18 protein-coding genes, 1 tRNA gene and 1 pseudogene are annotated in these 19,319 nt (G+C 69.9%); 8 read left to right on the forward strand and 12 right to left on the reverse strand.

All coding sequences use genetic code 11. The features are described from left to right. Positions 1-31: 31 nt before the first annotated feature. Together glp and galU are read right to left on the reverse strand one after the other, a co-directional pair. Positions 32-1,228 carry a molybdotransferase-like divisome protein Glp gene (gene glp / locus AWQ71_RS32860; protein ID WP_067140832.1) on the reverse strand — a complete coding sequence of 399 codons (1,197 nt, stop codon included), beginning with the start codon at positions 1,226-1,228 and terminating at the stop codon, positions 32-34. Positions 1,229-1,243: 15 nt separating this feature from the next. Then, complete coding sequence (gene galU / locus AWQ71_RS32865; protein WP_067140837.1) at positions 1,244-2,149, reverse strand: UTP--glucose-1-phosphate uridylyltransferase GalU; 906 nt, start codon at positions 2,147-2,149, stop codon at positions 1,244-1,246. Positions 2,150-2,173: 24 nt separating this feature from the next. Here galU and AWQ71_RS32870 point away from each other — a divergent pair, with 24 nt between their 5' ends. The 3 genes and pseudogenes from AWQ71_RS32870 to AWQ71_RS44735 all read left to right on the forward strand — a co-directional run. After that, on the forward strand, positions 2,174-2,749 hold the full coding sequence (locus AWQ71_RS32870; RefSeq protein WP_084259562.1) for a 5-formyltetrahydrofolate cyclo-ligase: 576 nt from the start codon (positions 2,174-2,176) through the stop codon (positions 2,747-2,749). Positions 2,750-2,782: 33 nt separating this feature from the next. Then, a complete protein-coding gene (locus AWQ71_RS32875) occupies positions 2,783-4,291 on the forward strand; it encodes a potassium/proton antiporter (RefSeq protein WP_067140843.1) in 1,509 nt (502 codons plus the stop codon). Positions 4,292-4,553: 262 nt separating this feature from the next. Next, positions 4,554-4,646, forward strand: a pseudogene (locus AWQ71_RS44735) (FmdB family zinc ribbon protein); the annotation flags it as partial. A gap of 62 nt (positions 4,647-4,708) precedes the next feature. Here AWQ71_RS44735 and AWQ71_RS44740 read toward each other — a convergent pair. Continuing rightward, entirely contained in the window at positions 4,709-4,861 is a 153-nt protein-coding gene (locus AWQ71_RS44740; RefSeq protein WP_369407231.1) for a hypothetical protein, read from the reverse strand. A gap of 200 nt (positions 4,862-5,061) precedes the next feature. Between AWQ71_RS44740 and AWQ71_RS32885 the strand changes: the two genes are divergently transcribed. Next, on the forward strand, positions 5,062-5,865 hold the full coding sequence (locus AWQ71_RS32885; RefSeq protein ID WP_067140849.1) for an S-methyl-5'-thioadenosine phosphorylase: 804 nt from the start codon (positions 5,062-5,064) through the stop codon (positions 5,863-5,865). 5 nt (positions 5,866-5,870) lie between these two features. Further along, entirely contained in the window at positions 5,871-6,461 is a 591-nt protein-coding gene (locus AWQ71_RS32890; protein ID WP_084259547.1) for an SAF domain-containing protein, read from the forward strand. Between the two features lie 166 nt (positions 6,462-6,627). Here the strand turns inward: AWQ71_RS32890 and AWQ71_RS32895 are convergent, their stop codons facing one another. From AWQ71_RS32895 to AWQ71_RS32905, 3 genes are all read right to left on the reverse strand, one after another. Continuing rightward, the gene (locus AWQ71_RS32895) at positions 6,628-7,431 is read right to left on the reverse strand and encodes a cytochrome c oxidase assembly protein (RefSeq protein WP_174550778.1); all 804 of its coding nucleotides are present in this window, start codon (positions 7,429-7,431) and stop codon (positions 6,628-6,630) included. Continuing rightward, positions 7,428-7,937, reverse strand: a complete 510-nt coding sequence (locus tag AWQ71_RS32900; protein WP_067140855.1) for a DUF2243 domain-containing protein — start codon at positions 7,935-7,937, stop codon at positions 7,428-7,430. Before AWQ71_RS32900 ends, AWQ71_RS32895 begins: the two co-directional genes overlap by 4 nt. 765 nt (positions 7,938-8,702) lie before the next feature. Further along, positions 8,703-9,770: a D-alanyl-D-alanine carboxypeptidase family protein gene (locus AWQ71_RS32905; RefSeq protein ID WP_067140858.1), complete on the reverse strand. Its 1,068-nt coding sequence runs from the start codon at positions 9,768-9,770 to the stop codon at positions 8,703-8,705. Positions 9,771-10,518: 748 nt separating this feature from the next. On the opposite strand from AWQ71_RS32905, the gene AWQ71_RS32915 reads away from it, so the two are divergent. From AWQ71_RS32915 to AWQ71_RS32925, 3 genes are all read left to right on the forward strand, one after another. Next, positions 10,519-10,591, forward strand: a tRNA-Arg gene (locus AWQ71_RS32915). Between the two features lie 306 nt (positions 10,592-10,897). Then, on the forward strand, positions 10,898-11,464 hold the full coding sequence (locus AWQ71_RS32920) for a helix-turn-helix domain-containing protein (RefSeq protein WP_218002057.1): 567 nt from the start codon (positions 10,898-10,900) through the stop codon (positions 11,462-11,464). A gap of 183 nt (positions 11,465-11,647) precedes the next feature. Next, positions 11,648-12,610: a LysR family transcriptional regulator gene (locus AWQ71_RS32925; protein WP_157570722.1), complete on the forward strand. Its 963-nt coding sequence runs from the start codon at positions 11,648-11,650 to the stop codon at positions 12,608-12,610. Here the strand turns inward: AWQ71_RS32925 and AWQ71_RS32930 are convergent. From AWQ71_RS32930 to AWQ71_RS32955, 6 genes are all read right to left on the reverse strand, one after another. Then, positions 12,597-13,445 (reverse strand): alpha/beta fold hydrolase, encoded by an 849-nt coding sequence (locus AWQ71_RS32930; RefSeq protein WP_067140864.1) that lies wholly within the window; start codon positions 13,443-13,445, stop codon positions 12,597-12,599. The genes AWQ71_RS32925 and AWQ71_RS32930 overlap by 14 nt on opposite strands. Before the next feature lie 121 nt (positions 13,446-13,566). Continuing rightward, entirely contained in the window at positions 13,567-14,355 is a 789-nt protein-coding gene (locus AWQ71_RS32935) for an ATP-binding cassette domain-containing protein (RefSeq protein WP_067140867.1), read from the reverse strand. Beyond that, positions 14,352-15,386, reverse strand: a complete 1,035-nt coding sequence (locus tag AWQ71_RS32940; protein WP_067140870.1) for an ABC transporter ATP-binding protein — start codon at positions 15,384-15,386, stop codon at positions 14,352-14,354. The genes AWQ71_RS32935 and AWQ71_RS32940 overlap by 4 nt, the downstream gene beginning before the upstream one ends. After that, positions 15,379-16,365 carry an ABC transporter permease gene (locus AWQ71_RS32945; RefSeq protein WP_067140873.1) on the reverse strand — a complete coding sequence of 329 codons (987 nt, stop codon included), beginning with the start codon at positions 16,363-16,365 and terminating at the stop codon, positions 15,379-15,381. The genes AWQ71_RS32940 and AWQ71_RS32945 overlap by 8 nt, the downstream gene beginning before the upstream one ends. Then, a complete protein-coding gene (locus tag AWQ71_RS32950) occupies positions 16,362-17,321 on the reverse strand; it encodes an ABC transporter permease (protein WP_157570723.1) in 960 nt (319 codons plus the stop codon). Before AWQ71_RS32950 ends, AWQ71_RS32945 begins: the two co-directional genes overlap by 4 nt. Further along, positions 17,308-19,011 (reverse strand): ABC transporter substrate-binding protein, encoded by a 1,704-nt coding sequence (locus tag AWQ71_RS32955; protein WP_067140875.1) that lies wholly within the window; start codon positions 19,009-19,011, stop codon positions 17,308-17,310. Before AWQ71_RS32955 ends, AWQ71_RS32950 begins: the two co-directional genes overlap by 14 nt. Between the last annotated feature and the right edge of the window lie 308 nt (positions 19,012-19,319).

Consider the following 19,319-nt stretch of genomic DNA (forward strand, 5'->3'; position numbering starts at 1 on the left):
GCGGCGCGTACGCGGGTCAGGCCGTGCCCGCTCACAGCGGGATCACGTCCACTTCGGCTCCCTCGGGGAGCTCGGTCACGTCCTCCGGCACGACGACGAGGGCGTTGGCGGAGGCCAGCGCGGCGAGCTGGTGCGAGCCCTGCCCGACGACGGGGGCCACCGTGCTGCCCTGGGCGTCCCGCGTCAGCACGGCCCGCAGGTAGGAGCGTTTCCGCGCGGGCGAGCGCAGGGACGCCGTCATGGTCGCCCGTACCGTCACGGGAGGCCCCTCGGGCAGGCCGCGCATCTTGCGCAGGGCCGGCTCGACGAAGACCACGAACGACACGAACGACGAGACCGGGTTGCCGGGCAGCGTGAAGATCGGCACCTCGTCGTCGCCGACCACGCCGAAGCCCTGCGGCATCCCGGGCTGCATGGCGACCTTGTCGAAGACGACCTTGCCCAGCGGGGCCAGGGCCTCCTTGACCGGCTCGTACGCGCCCATGGAGACGCCGCCGCTGGTGATCACCGCGTCGGCCCGGACGAGCTGGGCCTCGAGCGATTCGAGGAACCGCTTCGGGTCGTCGGTGACCGCCCCGGCGCGGAAGACCTCTCCCCCGGCCTCCTGTACGGCGGCCGCCAGCATGAAGCTGTTGGACTCCCAGATCTGGCCGTGGCCGAGCGGCGTCCCCGGCTCGGCCAGTTCGGCTCCGGTGGACATCACCACGACGCGGGGGCGGGGCCGTACGAGGACCCGGCGGCGGCCGACCCCGGCGAGGATGCCGAGCTGCGCCGGTCCGATCACGGTGCCTTCGCTCAGCACGATGTCGCCCGGGCGCACGTCCTCCCCCATGCGCCGGACGGCGTTGCCCTCAGGCACCGGCCGGTTGACGGTGACGCGGGCCGTGCCCCCGTCGGTCCATTCGACGGGGACGATGGCGTCGGCACCCGCGGGCACGGGCGCGCCGGTCATGATGCGCGTGGCCATGCCCGGCCCCATCGCGCGCAGTTCGCTGTCTCCCGCCGCCACCTCCTCGATCACCGGGAGCACGACCGGTGTGCCGGCCACGTCGCCGGCGCGTACGGCGTAGCCGTCCAAGGCCGAGTTGTCGAAGGGAGGAAGCGCCACGGGCGAAGCGACGTCCTCGGCGAGCACGGTGCCGTGCGCGCGTTCGAGATCGATCTCGAGCGGGGCCAGCGGCCGCACGGTCGCGAGGATGTCGGCGAGGTGCCGATCGACGGATTTCATGCCTCTAGGATCCCGCTAGGACCCCGCCTGGTCGAGGAACTCACGCAGCCACGGGATGAACTCCGGCGCGAGGTCGTCGCGCCCGGCCGCGAACTGGACGACGGTCCGCAGATAGTCGAGCTTGTTGCCGGTGTCGTAACGGCGGCCGCGGAACAGCACGCCGTGGACGGGCCCGCCCTCGTCGGAGCCGCGGGAGGCCAGCGTGCGCAGGGCGTCCGTGAGCTGGATCTCGCCGCCGCGGCCGGGCGGGGTGTTCTCCAGCACCTCGAAGACGGCCGGGTCGATCACGTAACGACCGATGACCGCCCAGTTGGACGGCGCCTCGTCGGCCGGCGGCTTCTCCACCAGGTCGGTCACGCGCACCACGTCGTCCTGCTCGGTGGCCTCGATGGCGGCGCAGCCGTACAGGGAGACCTGCTCGCGCGGCACCTCCATCAGGGCGATGACGCTGCCGCCGTAGGTGCCGCGTACCTCGATCATGCGCTTGAGCAGGGGGTCACGGGGGTCGATCAGGTCGTCACCGAGGAGGCAGGCGAACGGCTCGTCGCCGACATGCTGCTTGGCGCACAGCACAGCGTGGCCGAGGCCCTTGGGCTCTCCCTGGCGGACGTAATGCATGGTGGCGAGGTCGACGAGCTCCTGGACCTGCGAGAGGCGCTCCTCGTCGCCCTTCGCCCGCAGCGCGTCCTCCAGCTCGTACGCGACGTCGAAGTGGTCCTCGATCGACCGCTTGTGGCGGCCGGTCACCATCAGAACATCGAGCAGACCAGCGGAGACCGCTTCCTCGACGACATACTGAATGGCCGGCTTGTCGACAATCGGCAACATCTCCTTGGGCGTCGCCTTGGTCGCGGGCAGGAACCGGGTGCCGAGACCCGCCGCCGGCACGACAGCTTTCGTTACGTTCTCAAAGTCAGCCATGGTGGAACACTAATGGAGCAGGCTATGGACAAGATGAACCTGCGGCGACGGATTCTTAACACACGGTCAGGACTCGATGAGAAAACCTTGCGCGATTCGTCCGCAGCGGTCAGAGAGAACCTGCTCCAGCAACCCTGGGTCCAGATGGCCGGACTGGTCGCCTGTTACTGGTCGATCGGGTCCGAGCCGTCGACGCACGGCCTCGTCCTCGCCCTGTGGAAGCACGGCACGACCGTGATGCTGCCGGTGCTCCAACCGGACAACGATCTCGACTGGGCCGTGTACGACGGTCCCGACTCCCTCGCCCCCGGGCCGTACGGGATCATGGAGCCGGTGGACACGCGACGCGGCGTGGACGCGATCAGGACGGCGGCGCTGGTCATCGTGCCCGCGCTCGCGGTGGATCCCGCGACGGGCGTCCGCCTCGGGCGTGGCGGCGGGTCCTACGACCGCGCGCTGGCCAGAGTGGGACCCAACGTCCCGACCGTGGCACTGCTGCATGAAGGGGAGCTGATCGAGGGGATTCCCGCCGAATCGCACGATCAGCGAGTCATGTTTGGGGCTTTACCGACCGGTATTATTCGGATGCAACAAATGTGACGCCAGCGCCGTCGGAGCGCGAAAGGGGGGCAGGTGGGGCTGAACGTATGGCTGCTCCTGTCCGCCATCGTCGTGATCACGGCAATCGTCTCAGTCCGCCTCGCCCATCGCACCGGCCTCCCCAGCCTGCTGATCTACCTCGGCCTCGGCCTGCTGCTGGGTGAGGCGGGCTTCGCGCACATCCACTTCGAGAACGCGGCCCTCTCCCAGCAACTCGGTCTCGTCGCGCTCGCCGTCATCCTCGCGGAGGGCGGCCTCACCACCCACTGGCAGAGCGTGCGCCGCGCGGTGCCCTCGGCCCTGGTCCTGGCCACGGTCGGCGTCGCCGTCAGCATCGTGGTGTTCGCGCTGGCCGTGTACAACATGCTCGACATGAGCTGGCGGATGTCGCTGCTGCTCGGCGCGGTGCTCGCCTCGACCGACGCGGCGGCCGTCTTCTCCGTGCTGCGGCGGCTTCCGCTGCCGCCGCGGCTCGCGGGCGTGCTGGAGGCGGAGTCGGGTTTCAACGACGCGCCGACCGTGATCGTCGTGACCATGCTCAGCCTGCCCTCCGAGCCCCTACCGTCCGTGTGGGAGATCCTGGTCAACGCGGCGTACGAGCTGGCGGCGGGCGCGGCGCTCGGGCTGGCGATCGGGCCCCTGGCGGCGTACCTGCTGCGCCGGGTGGCGCTCCCCGCCTCCGGCCTCTATCCGATCGCCGTCATGGCCGTCGCGTTCCTCACGTACACGGGGGCCGTGCAGCTCCACGCGAGCGGTTTCCTCGCCGTATATCTCGCGACCCTGATCATCGGGAACAGCCGGCTGCCGCACCGGGCCGCCACCAGGGGCTTCGCGGAGGGCTCGGCGTGGCTGGCGCAGATCGGGCTCTTCGTCATGCTGGGCATGCTCGCCAGCCCGGCCGAGCTGCCTCAGACGATCGTCCCCGGCCTGCTGGCGGGCTTGGTCCTCGTGCTGCTCGCCCGCCCGATCTCCGTCGCCGTCAGCGCCCTTCTCGTACGTCTCGCCCGGATCGACCGGATCTCCTGGAGGGAGCAGGTCTTCCTCTCCTGGGCCGGGCTGCGCGGCGCGGTCCCCATCGTCCTGGCCACGATTCCCTGGGCGGACGGCATGATCGGGGCCAAGGGGGTGTTCAACGAGGTCTTCATCATCGTGGTCGTTTTCACGCTGCTGCAGGGGCCCACCCTGTCCCTCCTGGCCAAGGCGCTCGGCATCAGCGCCGAAGGGGAGGCCCGGGACATCGACGTCGAGGCCGCGCCACTGGAGGAACTGAAGGCCGACCTGCTGCAGGTGCGAATACCCGTCGGCTCGCTGATGCACGGCGTGGAGATCTTCGAGCTGCGGCTTCCGACGAACGCGGCGGTGACGATGGTCGTACGCGAGGGACGCTCCTTCGTCCCGACGCCGACCACGCAGTTGGAGGCTGGGGACCAGCTCCTCGTGGTGACCACGGCCGCGCAGCGGGAGGAGGTCGAGCGACGCCTGCGCGCCGTGAGCCGCAAGGGCAAGCTGGCCGGCTGGTACGGCGAACGCGGCACCACTTGAAGCCGCCATCTCACCATGTGGACGCCCGGTGTCCCGGCATGTGATGGCGGCATCTCTTGAAGTGCGACCTCCGGAACGCGCCCGAACGGGCGTGAACGCCCCGGCCGCCGCCCGTTCCGCGTACGGCACCGGCGTTCCGGCAGGTCACAAGGGGCTCCCCGGTCGCCGGTAGGCAATAAACAGGCCCTGAGTAGCGTTTATGCTTCTCGGCTGCGTACCATTAGCAGTCGCACCGGTTGAGTGCTAGTTTCAGGAGGAGCGCGTGCCCACCTACCAGTACGCCTGTACCGCTTGCGGTGAGCAGCTGGAGGCAGTCCAGAAGTTCTCGGACGCCCCGCTCACCGACTGTCCGCAATGCGCCGGCAAGCTGCGCAAGGTGTTCTCCGCCGTCGGCATCGTGTTCAAGGGATCCGGTTTCTACCGCACCGACAACCGGTCCTCCAACTCGTCGAAGTCCACGACGTCGACCTCCTCGGCCTCCGGCGACTCGTCGAAGACGGAGTCCGCCCCCGCCGCGAAGACCGAGTCCGCCGGTTCGTCGGCCGCTCCGGCCGCCGCGTCGAGCAGCACGTCCGCGGCTTAACCCCCGGACAGTCCGGTACGGCCCCAGGCCCGGCTCGGCCGGGCCTCGCCGGGCGGCAGGCGTCCCCTGCGGGGTGCGGCGCCACACCGGACAGCGTGGAGTGCCCGGCATGGCCGGCGGCGAGCAGCGCGCGAAGTTATCCACAGGCCCGAATCGCCCCCGGCGCCCTTTCGCTTAGGGTCGCCCCATGGTCACTCGCGCAGACATCGGCGTCATCGGCGGTTCGGGGTTCTACTCCCTGCTCGACGACGCCGAAGAGATCCAGGTCGCCACTCCGTACGGGCCGCCCAGCGACACGATCACGCTGGGGCGCATCGGCGGGCGCTCCGTGGCGTTCCTCCCCCGGCACGGTCGCGGACACGTGCATCCGCCTCATCGCATCCCTTACCGCGCCAACATGTGGGCGCTGCGGTCGCTCGGCGTCCGCCAGGTCCTCGCGCCGTGCGCCGTCGGCTCGCTCCGCGCCGAATACGGCCCGGGCACCCTCGTGGTCCCCGACCAGATCGTGGACCGGACGATCAGCCGTGAGCGGACGTACTACGACGCCGGCGCCGTCCATGTGTCGTTCGCCGATCCCTACTGCCCCAACGGACGCGGCGTCGCCGTGAGCGCCGCCCGCGAGAGCGGGTGGCCCGCCGTCGACGGCGGCGCGCTCGTGGTGATCGAGGGGCCGCGCTTCTCCACAAGAGCCGAGTCCCAGTCGTACGCCGGGTCCGGCTGGTCGATCATCGGCATGACGACGATGCCCGAGGCCGTGCTCGCCCGCGAGCTCGCCCTGTGCTACACCTCGATCTCCCTGGTCACCGACCATGACGCCGGGGTGATGGCGGGCGAGGGCGTCACCCACGAGGAGGTCCTCGCCGTCTTCGCCGCCAACGTCGAGCGGATGCGGGGGCTCATCGAACGGGCCGTAGCGGCGCTGCCGGAGGAGCGCGACTGTCCCTGCGGCAGCGTCCTCGACGGCATCCCGCTCCCGATCGCGCTCCCCTGATCCTGATGCGTGCCCTGAGCCGTCGGCTCGCCCGGCATCGCCGCCTCATCGCCGCGTCGCTCGCCGCCATCTGCGTGGCGTGCGCGCTGCTCTCGGTGCGGCCGCCACCTGGCGTCGCCGTCGTCACCGCGGCCCGCGACCTCCCCGGTGGCCGGCTGTCCGCGGCCGACGTCACCGTCGTACGACTGCCGCCCGAGGCGGTGCCCGACGGAGCGTTCGACGAACGTGCCTCGGTCGTGGGCGGGGTCCTGTCCGGGCCGGTGCGCCGGGGAGAGCTCCTGACCGACGTCCGGCTGCTGGGGCGCGGTTTCCTGGCGGCTCTGGGCTCCGGGCTGGTCGCGACGCCGGTGCGGATCGCGGACGCCGACGCGGCCGCCCTGCTCTCGCCGGGCGACGTGGTCGACGTCCTCGCGGCCTTCGGCCAGGAGACCGCTCAGGCGGTCACCGTCGCCCGGGAGGTCGCCGTCGTGACCCGGCCGGTGACCGGGACGATCGAGGGCGCGCTCCTGGTGCTCGCCACCACGAGCGAGCAGGCGCTCGCCCTCGCCCGGGCACAGTCGGCCAGCCGGCTCTCGGTGACCGTCCACCCGCGATAGCTCCGCAGATCATGAGAAACAGTACGGGCGCCTGCGCGATCGAGGAACGGGAGCTGAGCGCCCTGACAGCGCGCAGGCGCACAGCACGGGATCGCCATGATCGCCGTCTTCGGACGCCCTCCCGGGACAGCCAGGATCGCCGTCTTCGGACGCCCTCCCAGGACGACTACGAGGCGACGACCGTCGCTTGGGTCCGACGCCTCCCCTTTCGGGGGGTCGGGCGCCAGGTCACCAACAGGGCCATGGCCAGCAACAACTCCGCGATGTCGCCGCCGTAGTACATGATCTCGGCGGCGCCACGCAGTTCCGCCACGGGCACCCGTACGTCGACGAGGAGCCCGGCATACATGAGCTGGGCCAGCGCGGCGTGCACGGTGATCGCCACACCCAGGACCACCAGCCTCGTCCGCACGGATGGTCGCCGGGGTGCCGGGTCCGGCCCCGCGACGGCCCACCCGAACAGGTACCCGGCCAGCACGAAATGGAGGTGCACGAGGTGATGCGGCACCTGGCCGTCCATGACCAGCCGGTACAGCGGGGTGAAGTACAGCGCCGCCATGCCGCCCAGGTTGAGCGCCAGCGCGAGCCATGGATCGGCGAGCACCCGCGCGGGCCGGCTGTGCAGCAGTCGCGCCACGCGACGCCTGCCCACCGCGGGGAGCGACCGCAGCAGCAACGTCAGCGGAGCCCCCAGCACGAGAGCCGTCGGCGCCAACATCCCGAGAAGGAGATGTTGCAGCATGTGGCCGCGGAAATCGTGTTCGGCGAAGGTCGCGACCGGCGGGAGCAGCGCGACGGCGAGCAGCACCGCACCAATGACGGCGCTCGCCACCCGCCCGCCGCTCCACCCTCTGGGCTCACGCCGTCGGCCGCGGGCGAGCAGCAGATACCCGGCGACGGCGACCACGATGACCGCGATCAGCGGCCACGCGGTCGTTCCGGCGTGCCCCTCGTGCGCGTGCCCGGTCACCAGGCGGAGGCCGCTGCGGTCGCGCCGACACGGCGGGCGCCCCGCTGCAGCAGCCACCCTCCGGCGACGAACAGCGCGCCCAGCACGAGGAAGCCGATGTCCCACCACATCTGGTACGGCCCGCTGCGTACGTGGTGGATGGCGAGGATGTGGTGGTCCACGATGCCCTCGACGAGGTTGAACAGGCCCCAGCCGACCAGCGCCCAGCCCCACAGCACCCGCGACGCCCAGATGCGCCTGCGGCGATGGGACATTCGCGAGTACAGCATGGCCAGACCCACCAGCACCGCCGTCCAGGTGAACACGTGGAAGAACCCGTCCCACATCGTGTTCATCCGCAGACCGGGCACGGTGTCCACCGGGTAGTAGCGCACCCCGATGTTGTCGCTGTCGGTGCCACTGAGCATGTGATGCCATTGCAGAACCTGATGGAGCATGATGCCGTCCACGAATCCGCCGAGCCCCACGCCGAGGATCACTGCGGGCAGGGCGATGTCCGGCGTCACGTCGGCCGCCCCGCCGACTCCGCCGCGTCTCCTCGGTCCGCCGGTTCCCCCCGCCTCGCCAGGTCCGGTCGGCCCACCCGGCCCGTCGGACCCACGCGGCCCGTCGGACCCGCCTGGTCCGCGCCGCCTGCCTGGTCCATCAGGTCCGTCCGGTCCCGTCGCTCTGGTCGCCATCATCAACCCTCTCCTGCCGTCACACCGACGCCGTCTGGAGGAGCCCACACGGATCCGATGCGTCCGGTCCCGCCCCGCTCGCTCGGCCCCCTGGTCCTGCCGCGCTCGGCCGGTCACCGGTGCCCGGCCCCGTCCAGTTCCTCGGCACTCGGCGGCCGGCCGGATCCGGCTTCCCCAGAGTTCGCCACGTCAGTGGGTTGGCACCCTGGACCGACCCGCCTTTCCCGTCCCCTCACCCCATAGGACCGAGGGATCGAGGACGGCGGCCGGCGCACCAGCGGATCAGGACGACACCCGATCAGACCCGATGCTAAGCGGGGAAACCGCAGATCAGAGCGCAGGAAACGCCGTTGGCCACGGTGTCTGATCGGCCGCCCGCCGCCGCTTCACCGCCTGGGCGGGCGGCGGCCCGATCGATCTCGCCGGATTGTCGGAGGGCCTCCCTATTGTCGCGATCATGACGAACGCCTGAGATGAGGTCCGCACCGCGATCGACGCAGAGGACGCCACCGCCGTGGCGGCGCTGGTGGCCGGCTTCGATGGGGACACGTCCCCGGCCAGGCCGAGCAGTACCGACCGGGGCGAAACGGATCAGAGCAGGGAACCCACCTTGGGGTCGTACTCCCAGTGCCACGGCTCGAAGGGGCTGCGATACGACCAATCGGGGTGAATGAAGCCGAAACGCTTCGAGTTTGCCTCAAGCCAGTTGAACTGGACAGACCGGAAGATCTGCACCCCACCGCAGAGATCGACGGCCATGCCCAGGCCATGGTTGCTCTTGCCGGGCGTGGCGGCCAAGCCGGGACGCTGGTAGTAAACGGCCTGCTGTTCGGGGAGGCTGCGATAACTGTCGGAGACGCAGATGGGCGCGCCGAACCGATTCTGGTAGGCCACGTTGAGATCGGCGAAGGCGATCGCCGCGTCGGCGCGCAGCTCCTCGCCCTTCTGCGGAAGCGGGCAGAGATAGGCCCTCGGGAGCAGGCCGTTGGGGTACTGCGCGGCGAGGTCGACCCGCGTCGGGTCGCAGGCGCCCGTACCGCGATTGTTGGCGTTGACCTTGACGCCCAGTTTGACCAGCGCCCGCGTGAGCGATTTGACGAGGGTGTTCGATCGCTTGCGCAGCGCGTCGATCTCGGCGTCGAGCTGGGCCTCCTGGAGCAGGTTCTCCGCGCGCAGCTCCTGGGCTTCCTTGGCCAGTTGCTCGCGCTGCTGGAGGAGCTTGCTCGCGTCGGACACGACGTTGTTCTGTTCCGCCACTATGTGGTTGACGTCGCTGAATGCCCGGAGGGTGGACGTGCCGTCTCCGGCGGGGAGAAAGCTCCCCATGCTGTTCGCCGCCGGGTCCTGGTAGAGGTACTCGACGATCTCGGACAGGGGTTGGCGGATCTTGGCCAGTTCCTGATCGGCCCCCTGGAGCTGGGTCAGCTTCGCCGCGACCCGTTTCTCCAACGCGTCGAACTGCTTCTGCCGAGCTTTGAGCGCCCTGTTCGCGTCCTCAATGCCCTGGAACGCTTTCTGGGCCTCACGACGCAACTCGGTGAGGTTGGTCGGCTCCTTGATCGCGACGACGGCCGCATCTTGGCGTACGGCGCCGCTCGCAGGGGCGGTGCCACTCGCATGGGCGGGGCCGCCGGCAGCCCCGCCGGCGAGCGAAGTCATCGCCGTGACAACCGCGATCAGGCCCGCCGATCGAGGAGATGGCACGATGACTCCTCCATTGCGAATTCATGACCCGGGTCAGGGACGCACGTTACTACAGCGAGCCGAATGCCCGAGGTCGCGCGTCAACCTGTCAGGTGGTCTGGTGCGCCCGCTCCTGGCACAGCTCCCACAGCCAGGTGTCCTGCCATTCGCGTGCGCATGCGAACTCCCCGGATCTCCGCTCGACCGTCCTCACCGGCGGCCGCTTCCGGCCAGATGACGTCGCCTTCCGCGGTGGCCGCTTCCTCTCCCCCGCCCCTGGCCGCGCAGCCGGCCTCAGCGGGGACTTAGGGCGGCGGACCCGCGGACGCGGCATGATCCCCTGATAGAGCGGCACCAGCGCCTGATAGAGCAGGTCAGGCGGCCCGGGGCGGACAACTACTCGTGGCGGCGGTTGCTGCGGCGCCGCCTCGGCGAGCGACTCATGCCCCGGGTCTCCGTAGCCGGCCAGCTCGCCCGCGAGCAGGCCAAAGGCGAGGATCGCCGGCGCGAGCATCGCCAGGAGAAGCAAGCGGATGCCGCGATTCCGTCTACGTCGCCACATAGTCACGAAGCGTGACGATAATCGGGTAAGCTAGCACCGGCCTGAGCGCTTGCCAGGGCTTTACCGCCCATCAGGGCAGCGATGACCATGAACTCAAGCGACTTATCGGCCCCAGCGGCGCACGTGGTGCCAACCTTTCGCTAGGCTTACGGGGCACGTATCGCCTCCGTAGCTCAGGGGATAGAGCACCGCTCTCCTAAAGCGGGTGCCGCAGGTTCGAATCCTGCCGGGGGCACTTCTTTGACCTTGCTATTCACCGTCTGACCTGCACTTCCGTACAGGAGCAGCCGACGGGACAGAGGCAGCCGAGAGCAGCGATATGCAGCCGTAGGCCAATGATCGCGAACCATGCGCGAACCAATCGTGGCGCTGTTTCCGCAGTTCGCAGGCGGGTTTTCGGCACGGCTCCGCCAAGCGCTCCCGTCAGATACACGGGCAAGGCGATCACTTCTCATGGCCCGTCACCGAATCTCGGACGGGTAATTGATCTTCAGCGGGGAACCCGCCAGGCTGGCTACCTCTTCAACGCTGGGAGGTGGTCATGGCTCGCCGACCGGAAGTGTTCGTCCGGCCGTTAACCATGGAAGAAGGCCGCAAGCTACAGCGGATCACGCGAAACGCGAAGGATCCGGTCAAGCTCCGGCGGGCGATCGTGGTCATGATGTCCGGCCAAGGCCAAAGCGTCCCGGACATCACCTCGTTGATGCAGGTCAGCGACGACTACGTGCGGGATGTCATCCACGCCTTCAATGAGAAGGGGTTCGACGCGCTCGACCCAAAATGGAGCGGGGGCCGTCCACGAACGATCAGTGGCCAGGTGCGTGAACACATCTGCCTGATCGCCAAGACGGCCCCCGCCGAATGGGGCATCACCGGACACTCCACCTGGAGCCTGCGCACCCTGGCCGAGCACCTCATCACTCGCGGGGTGGTGGCGGCGATCAGCCGCGAGCACCTGCGGCGGATCCTCCGCAAAGGCGGGGTGACCTGGCAGACCACCACGACATGGAAGTCCTCCACCGACCCGCACTTCATCGCCAAGATGCAGCGCGTCCTGGACCTCTACGATCACCCACCCGCCGATGGGCGAGCGACCTGGCGTCGATGAGTTCGGGCCATTGGACTTGAGAGCGGAGCCCAGAACGAACTTCGCCGCCGGCTCGCCGATCAGAAGCCGGACCGGTTACCTGGCCAAGGTTACGTGACGGCCCCTAGCATCGGGGTTCCCCGGTCCCGCCTCTCGGATGCCCCCACCGCGACGGACGCCCGGCCGACTCTCGACGGAGCCCGCGTGCCCACGATCGACCCCCGACGTCTCCTCGTCCTCCGTGCCTTCGTGCTGTCCGACTCGGTCACCGCGACCGCGGCGGCGCTGCACCTGACGCCGTCCGCGGTGTCGCAGCAGCTCGCGGCGCTCGAGCGCGAGGTCGGCCACTCGCTCGTCGTACGCACGGGGCGCAAGCTGGCGCTCACGCCGGCCGGGCGCATCCTCGCCGGGCACGCCGAGGAGATCAGCTCCCGGCTGAAGATCGCCGAGGCCGACCTGGCCGCGCACGCGGGCGGTGTCCTCGGGCAGCTCCGGATCGGCGCCTTCCCCACGGCGATCAGCTGGTTGGTGGCACCCGCCATCGTCGAGCTGCGCCGCCAGGCGCCGGGCGTCGACGTCACAGTCATCGACGCGGAGGTGCACATGAGCCACCGGATGCTGATGCGCGGCGATATCGACGTGACCGTCAGCCTGGAGTACGAGTCCGACCCCGAGCGCGACTCCCCCGACATCGTGAAGTTCCCGCTCTACATCGAGCGGTTCAAGGCCGTCCTCCCCCACGCGCACCCGCTGGCCGGCGAGGAGGGCATCGCGCTCACCCAGCTCACCGAGGACGGCTGGATCATGCCCTCACCCGGTAACCCGTGCCGCACGATGGTGCTGCAGGCGTGCGCCGAGCTCGGCTTCCACCCGCCGATCACCCACGTTTTGGACGACTACCGCGCCGCGCTGGCGCTGGTCGCCGCCGAGGCGGGGATCTGCCTGGTGCCGGAGTCCGCGCTCTCCGCCCGCGACTCCGACTGGGTGACGATCCTGCCTACGCGCGGCATCGCGCCGCTGCGCAAGGTGATCATGACGACGCGGCGCGACAACCAGGGCCACCCCGTCGTACGCGCGGGGCTGGAGGCGATGCGGGCCGCCGTCGCCGCGCCGGACTCGGAGATCTACGGCCCGCTCGCGCGGTCCGACACCTTCAGCGTCGAGTGACGGCTCCGGCCGACGGCGCGTTCTCGCGGAGGAAGGCGTCGACGTGCCGGTGGTACTCGTCCGGCTTGTCGCGGCGCACGCAGTGGTGGGCACCCTCGATCACGACGACGTCGAATCCGGGCGCGACGGCCGTGAGGCGCTCACGGGAGTGCTTGTCGACGATGACGTCGCCGGTGCCGGTGACGAGCAGCGCCGGTACGCCGGCCGGGCCGACCGTGATCTGCCGCGCGGTCGGCGTCCAGATCCGGCGCTTCTCATGGAGCCGCTGCTCCATGTAGTCGGTGTCGACGGCCTTCATCGCCTCGGCGAGCGGACGCAGCTCCTGCTCCGCCCAGTGGGGATTGAGCTCGCGCTGCATGTCCATGAGCTCCTCGACCGACGCCGTGTCGGCGTAGTCGAAGGGGTCCTTGGGGGGCTGCTCGACGCTGAGCCACGGGTTGGGACCGGCCTCCGGCACCCACCACGGCGGGTCCTCGAGCACGACGCCGGCCACGAGGTGCGGGGCGTCGGCGGCGACGAAGGCGGCGATCCGCGCGCCCATGGAGTGCCCGACGATGAGCGTCTTGCGCCCGGTCTCGTCGAGCATGTCCTTGAGGATGTCGATCGCGTCCTGCACCATCACGTCGGTGGACGGAACGCCCTCGTGCTCGGGCAGACGGCTGGGCGACTTCCCATGGCCCCGCGCGTCCGGCGCCACGATGTGGTAGTCACCGCCCCAGCGGTCGACGGCGTCGCCGAAGCACGCGCCGGACTCCACGGCGCCGTGCAGGATGAGGATGGCGGGCGCATCTGCTGCGTCCCGCCCGTATTCTCGGACGAACAGGTCGGTTCCCACGTGTCCTTCTTCAGTACTCTGTCGCGCCGGCCTCCGGCCGGCTCACGACGGGGTGGTCGTTCGGTGAGTCATGTTCATGATCGTGGCACGCCTGGTCGGCGTCGCGCAACGCTCCCGCAGGTCAGGCGGGCAGCTCCGCCTCCGGTGTCGCCTCGACCAGCGCGCGCGTGCAGGGGTGCTGTGGGGAGCGGAAGATCTCGTCGGACGGGCCGGTCTCGACGATGCGGCCGCGCTGCATGACGGCGACGCGGTCGCTGTAGAGCCGGATCACCGCCAGGTCGTGGCTGACGTGGAGGAACGAGATCCCCTGGTCGCGTTGCAGGTCGGCCAGCAGGTTGAGGATCTGGGCACGCACCGACACGTCGAGCGCCGAGGTCGGCTCGTCCGCGATGATCAGGTCCGGCTTGAGGGCGAGCGCGCGCGCCACGGCGACGCGCTGGAGCTGCCCGCCGGACGCCTCGTGCGGGTAGCGCCCCAGGTAGTCGGCCCCGAGGCCGACCGACTCCAGCAGCGCGACCAGCTCGGCGGTCGACGTCGTCTCGCCGTGCGCACGGAAGACGTTCTCCAGCGTCTGCCGCACGGTCTGCCGCGGGTTCAGCGACGCCAACGGGTCCTGGAAGACCATGGCGACGTTGCGCCGCAGCCGCCGCAGTCCTCGCCGACTGAGGCCGGCGACGTCCTGCCCGTCCGTACGGACGGTGCCGGACGTCGGCACCACCAGGCCGTTGGCCATCCGCGCCAGCGTGGACTTGCCCGAGCCGGACTCGCCGACCAGGCCGAGCGCCTCGCCCCGCTCGACGTGGAGCGAGACGCCGTCGACGGCGAGGAAGCCCTTGCGCCGGCGGCCGAAGCCACCGGCGGTGCGGTAGCGCTTGCTGACGTCGGTCATCTCCAGGATCGGCTCGCTCACCGGGCGACCTCCTGCGGTGCGGGGAGACGATCGAGGTGGCAGGCCGCAAGGTGCAGGCCGCCGCCCTCGCTGGTCGGGCGGACGGTGGGCAGCGGCGCCTCGACGACACAGCGCTCGCCGACCTGGTCCGCGAGGCCGCAGCGCGGCGCGAAGGCGCAACCCGGCCCGGCGTCGCGCAGCGACGTGGGTGCGCCGGGGATGGCGCGGAGCCGGGTCCGCTCCCCGCCAGTGTGGAGCCGGGCGTCCAGCCGCGGCGTGGCCGCGCGGAGACCGGCGGTGTACGGGTGGGCGGGCTGATCGAAGATGTCGCGGAGGCTGCCGTACTCGGCCTGACGGCCGGCGTACAGCACGAGGACGTCGTCCGCCGCGCTCCCCACCACCCCGAAGTCGTGGCTGATCAGGAGCATCGCCATGCCGTACTCCCGCTGGAGCTCGCGGAGCAGGGCCAGGATCTGCGCCTGCACCGTCACGTCGAGCGCGGTGGTCGGCTCGTCGGCGATGAGGAGCGCCGGCCGGTTCACCAGAGCCATCGCGATCATCGCGCGTTGCCGCATGCCGCCGGAGAACTCGTGCGGGAAGCGGCGTACGGCGTCCGCGGGCTCGGGGATGCCGACCCGGTCGAGCATCTCGACCGCACGGGCCCGCGCAGCGCGGCGGGTGACCGACGGGTTGTGCAGGCGGACCGCCTGGGCGATGTGCGCGCCGACGTCGAGGTACGGACTGAGCGCGGACATCGAGTCCTGGAACACCATGGCCACGTCGAAGCCGCGGGCCCGGCGCAGCTCGCGCTCGTCGGCGGAGAGCATCTCCCGGCCCGCGACGACGATCCGGCCCCGGGCGCTCGCCCCGCGCGGCAGCAGCCGCATGATCGCCCGGCCGGTGATCGTCTTGCCCGACCCCGACTCGCCGACCACGGCGAGCGTGCGGCCGCCGTCCAGACTCACAGAGAGGTCCCGGACCACATCGGCGGTGACGCCGCCGCTGGTGAACGAGACGCACAGGTCCTCGACCTGGAGTACGGGGTCAGGCACGGCGGATCCTCGGATCGAGAAGCGGCATCAGCAGGTCGGCGATCAGGTTGCCGACGATGATGAGGAAGGCGGAGAAGAGCGTCACCCCGACGACGATGCTCAGGTCGGCCTCGTTCACGGCGGACAGCAGCAGGTCGCCGAGTCCGTGCAGGCTGAACACCCTCTCCGCGATCACCGACCCGCCCAGGAGCGCGGTGACGTCGAGCGCGAACATCGCCGCGACCGGCACCATCACGCCGCGGACGGCGTGCCGGTTCACCTGCCGGGTCGACGCGCCGCGCGCGGTCATCGCGACGAGGTGGTCGGCCGAGAGCTCGTTGAGGAGCTGGGTGCGGGTGACCCGGATGTAGCCGGCGGCGAGGATGAACGACAGCACCATCCACGGGCCGATCAGGTGCCAGGCCCAGTCCGTCGGTGACTCCGAGAACGACACGAAGCCGGAGTACGGCAGCGCGTTGAGCATGAAGCCGAAGACCTGGACGACGAGCAGGCCGACGAGGAAGGTCGGCACTGACAGCCCGAACATCGCGAAGCCGGTCGAGAACCGGTCGACGATCCCGCCCTTGCGTATCGCCGACAACGCGCCGAGGCCGATGCCCACGACGAGGCACAGGACGGCCGCGCCGAGCGCGAGCGACAACGTGACGGGCAGCCGCTCGGCGATGAGCGTCGTGACGTCGCTGCGGTTCGGGAATGAGTAGCCGAAGCAGGGCGCGTCGCAGTGCACCTGCTGGGCGCCCTCGCCGTACGTACGGCCGACGAAGAGGCCCTTCACGAACTCGGTGTACTGCCACACCGCGCTCTGGTCGGTCTGCATGTAGGCGCTGACCTTGGCCCGGGTCTCGGGCGGGCACGGCTTGCCGCACATGGCGCGGGCCGGGTCCTTCGAGGCCCCGAAGAAGAGGGCTATCGTCACGAAGGCGATCGCGAGGAGCATGAACACCGCGGTGACCATGCGGCGGGCGATATAGACGATCATGCAGCATCCTCCGTGCGCACGTCGAGGACGTCGCGGAGCGCGTCACCGGCGAGCGTGGCGCCGAATACGATCAGGAACACCACGGCGCCCGGGAAGAGCATGTACCAGACGTCCGCACCGCTGTAGATCCACGACAGCGAGTCCGAGAGCAGCTTGCCGAGGTCGGGGACGTCTCCACGCAGGCCGACGCCGAGGAACGACAGTCCCGCGACGACGCTGACGTTGCCGGGCAGCGACATCGCGAACAGGACGACGACCAGGCCGAAGAGGTGCGGCAGCATCTCACGGCGGATGATCTGCCAGGGCGGAGCCCCGGTCGCGCGCGCCGCCTCGACGAAGGCGCGGGCGTTGATGGCGCCGGCCTGGGCGCCGATGATCCGGGCCGGAACGATCCAGCCGAAGAAGGCCAGTACCAGCACGAGGACCAGGCCCCGCGGCATCTCCGGTGGCACGATCGCCATGATCGCGATGACGAACATCAGGCCCGGGAAGCCGAACATGAAGTCGATCACCCGCCCCGCGACGGCGTTGAGCCAGCCGCCGAAGTACCCGGTCGCCGTACCGAGGACGGCGGCGAAGGCGATCGACAGGATGCTCGCCCCGAACGCGATGAACAGCGACGAGCGGATGCCGTAGACGATCTGGGCGAACAGGTCGACGCCCGTCACCGGGATGACGCCGAGCCAGTGGTCGGCGCTGACGCCACCGAAGGCGCCCAGCGGACGGCCGCCGTCCGGGTCGAGCAGATCGGTGTGCAAGGTGCTCGGGTCCTGTCCCTCGATCCACACAAGCAGTGGGGCGCAGAGCCCCGCGACGAGCGGCACGACCAGCATGACCAGGCCGGCGACGCCGGACCGCTTCCGGAGGAAGCGGCCGAGGACCGACTGCTTCCGGAGGAATCGGCGGAGGGCCGGCGTACCCCGGCCCTCCGTCTGCTGGATCTCAGCGATCGACACGGACGACCAGCTCGTTCGCGAACGGCGGGTAGGCGGGGATGAAGTAGTTCTTGATCTTCGAACCGGCCAGGGCCTGCGTGCGCTGCACGAGGATCGGCACGATCGGGGCGTCCTCCATGATCTGCTTGTCGATCGCGGCCCACATCTCGGCGGCCTTGTCGAGGTTCGGCTCCGCGGTAGCGGCCTCGATCGCGGCGTCCACCTTGGGGTTGGAGAAATTCGAGGCGTTGCCGCCGCCGTTGCCGATCTCGCTCGACGCGAACAGCGGCTGGATGGTGCTCATGCCGCTCGGGAAGTCCGCTCCCCAGCCGTTCGTCGTCATGTCGTAGTCGCCGTCGGCGGACGAGATGAGCTCGTACCAGGTGTCGCCGTCAAGGCCCTTGAGCTCGACCTTGACGCCGACCCGCGCCAGCGAGTTCTTGATGCTCTGGGCTTCCTTCTCCTCGATCGCACTCACGTCGGTCGGGTAGGTCAGCGTGAGCTTCAGGTCGGAGACGCCGGCGGCGGCGAGCAGCTTCTTCGCCTTGTCGACGTTGCCGGTGTCACCGCCGTCGTACAGGTTGTACTCGGTGTAGCCGGGGATGCCGGGCGTCATGATGGTCGAGGTGATCTGGCCGCCGAACTTCGGGCCGCCGTACACGCTCTGCAGCTCGGCCTTGTTGATCGCGTAGTTGATCGCCTGCCGCACGCGGACGTCGGAGAGGACCGGGCGCTTGACGTTCATGGCGAGGTAGCGGAAGTAGCCCGACGGGCTGTTGGCCATGCGGGTGGAGATCGACGGGTCGGACTCGATCCGCTGGAACTGCGCCGGCGAGATGAGCGCGTTGCTGATCGCGGTCTTGTCCTCGCCCTTGTCGTCGATGAGGCGCTGCACGATCGTGTCGTTGTTCAGGCCCATGTCGAGGACGATCTTGTCCGGGCCGGCGAACCGGACCTGGTCGGTGTCGGCCTTCCAGTTCGGGTTGCGTTCCAGCACCGCCTGCGAGCCCTTGCGGAAGCTCGTCACCTGGTACGGGCCGCTGGCGACCGGGTGCTCGCCGTACGTCTCCGGCTCGGTGTCGGCCGCAGCCGGCACCGGCGCGAAGGCCGGCATGCTGACGATCCACGGCCAGTTGCCGAACGGGCGCGTCAGGTGGAAGACGATCTTGTGGTCGTCGACGACCTCGATGGAGTCGAGCTCCTTGCCGTCGTACGGGCCGTCGTAGTCGGTGCCGCCGACCAACAGCGTCTTGTGGTAGCCGAGGCCACCCTGGAACATCGGCGCGAACGACCGCTCGACGCCGTACTTCACGTCCTGCGCGGTGATCGGGCTGCCGTCGGAGAACTTCAGGCCCTCCTGCAGCGTGAAGGTCCACGTCTTGCCGCCGTCGTCCGTCGTACCGGTGTCGGTGGCGAGGTCCGGCACGAGGACCGTGTCCTTGTCCGGGAACGTCTGCCACGACGTCAGCCCGCGGTGCACCCACCGCAGCCGGGTGGTCGGCACCATCTGCGCCTTGGCGGTCTCGAAGGACTCGGTCGCGCGCCGCGAGAGGTAGTGCAGGGTCCCGCCCTGGGGCACGGACTCGAGCGCCGTCGTGTTCTTGTCCTTCGTCGGCTCGGTGGACTGCGAGTTCGCGTTGCAGCCCGCCATCACGAGGGCCAGGACGAGCGCGAGCCCTGCGGGCACCACTCTCCGGGATCGGTTCGCCATAGATCGCGCTTCCTATGAGGCGGTCCCGATCGGCCGGGTCCGCTTTGGATCTCAGGAAGGGAGTCTGTTGGCGGGCGAGAGCGCGCGTCCATCGAGGAGTTCTACAGGGGACCTTTCAGAAAATCTGAAAGATCACGGAGATTTGCGCGCGCGGCGTCCACGATAGTCCGGCGGTCCCGGTGGCTGGAAGACCGCGGCGTACGGGGCGAACCCCCAAACCTACGAGTTCGGGGGTTCTTGTTTCGGTGCTGGTGCGACGCGCCGCTCAGCGGTCGCACCCTGACGTCTTTGAAGCGCCCCGGGCGCGT

It is taken from the genome of Microtetraspora malaysiensis (assembly GCF_001528665.1).
In the GTDB taxonomy this organism is placed as follows: Bacteria; Actinomycetota; Actinomycetes; order Streptosporangiales; family Streptosporangiaceae; genus Microtetraspora_A; species Microtetraspora_A malaysiensis.

What these genes read in the sequence shown, in the direction of transcription:
- AWQ71_RS32905 (WP_067140858.1), bottom strand. Translation starts at nt 9,770, where the DNA reads ATGACTTCGCTCGCCGGCGGGGCTGCCGGCGGCCCCGCCCATGCGAGT.
- AWQ71_RS32955 (WP_067140875.1), bottom strand. Translation starts at nt 19,011, where the DNA reads ATGGCGAACCGATCCCGGAGAGTGGTGCCCGCAGGGCTCGCGCTCGTC.
- AWQ71_RS32885 (WP_067140849.1), top strand. Translation starts at nt 5,062, where the DNA reads ATGGTCACTCGCGCAGACATCGGCGTCATCGGCGGTTCGGGGTTCTAC.
- glp (WP_067140832.1), bottom strand. Translation starts at nt 1,228, where the DNA reads ATGAAATCCGTCGATCGGCACCTCGCCGACATCCTCGCGACCGTGCGG.
- AWQ71_RS32945 (WP_067140873.1), bottom strand. Translation starts at nt 16,365, where the DNA reads ATGATCGTCTATATCGCCCGCCGCATGGTCACCGCGGTGTTCATGCTC.
- AWQ71_RS32890 (WP_084259547.1), top strand. Translation starts at nt 5,871, where the DNA reads ATGCGTGCCCTGAGCCGTCGGCTCGCCCGGCATCGCCGCCTCATCGCC.
- galU (WP_067140837.1), bottom strand. Translation starts at nt 2,149, where the DNA reads ATGGCTGACTTTGAGAACGTAACGAAAGCTGTCGTGCCGGCGGCGGGT.
- AWQ71_RS32870 (WP_084259562.1), top strand. Translation starts at nt 2,174, where the DNA reads ATGGACAAGATGAACCTGCGGCGACGGATTCTTAACACACGGTCAGGA.
- AWQ71_RS32920 (WP_218002057.1), top strand. Translation starts at nt 10,898, where the DNA reads ATGGCTCGCCGACCGGAAGTGTTCGTCCGGCCGTTAACCATGGAAGAA.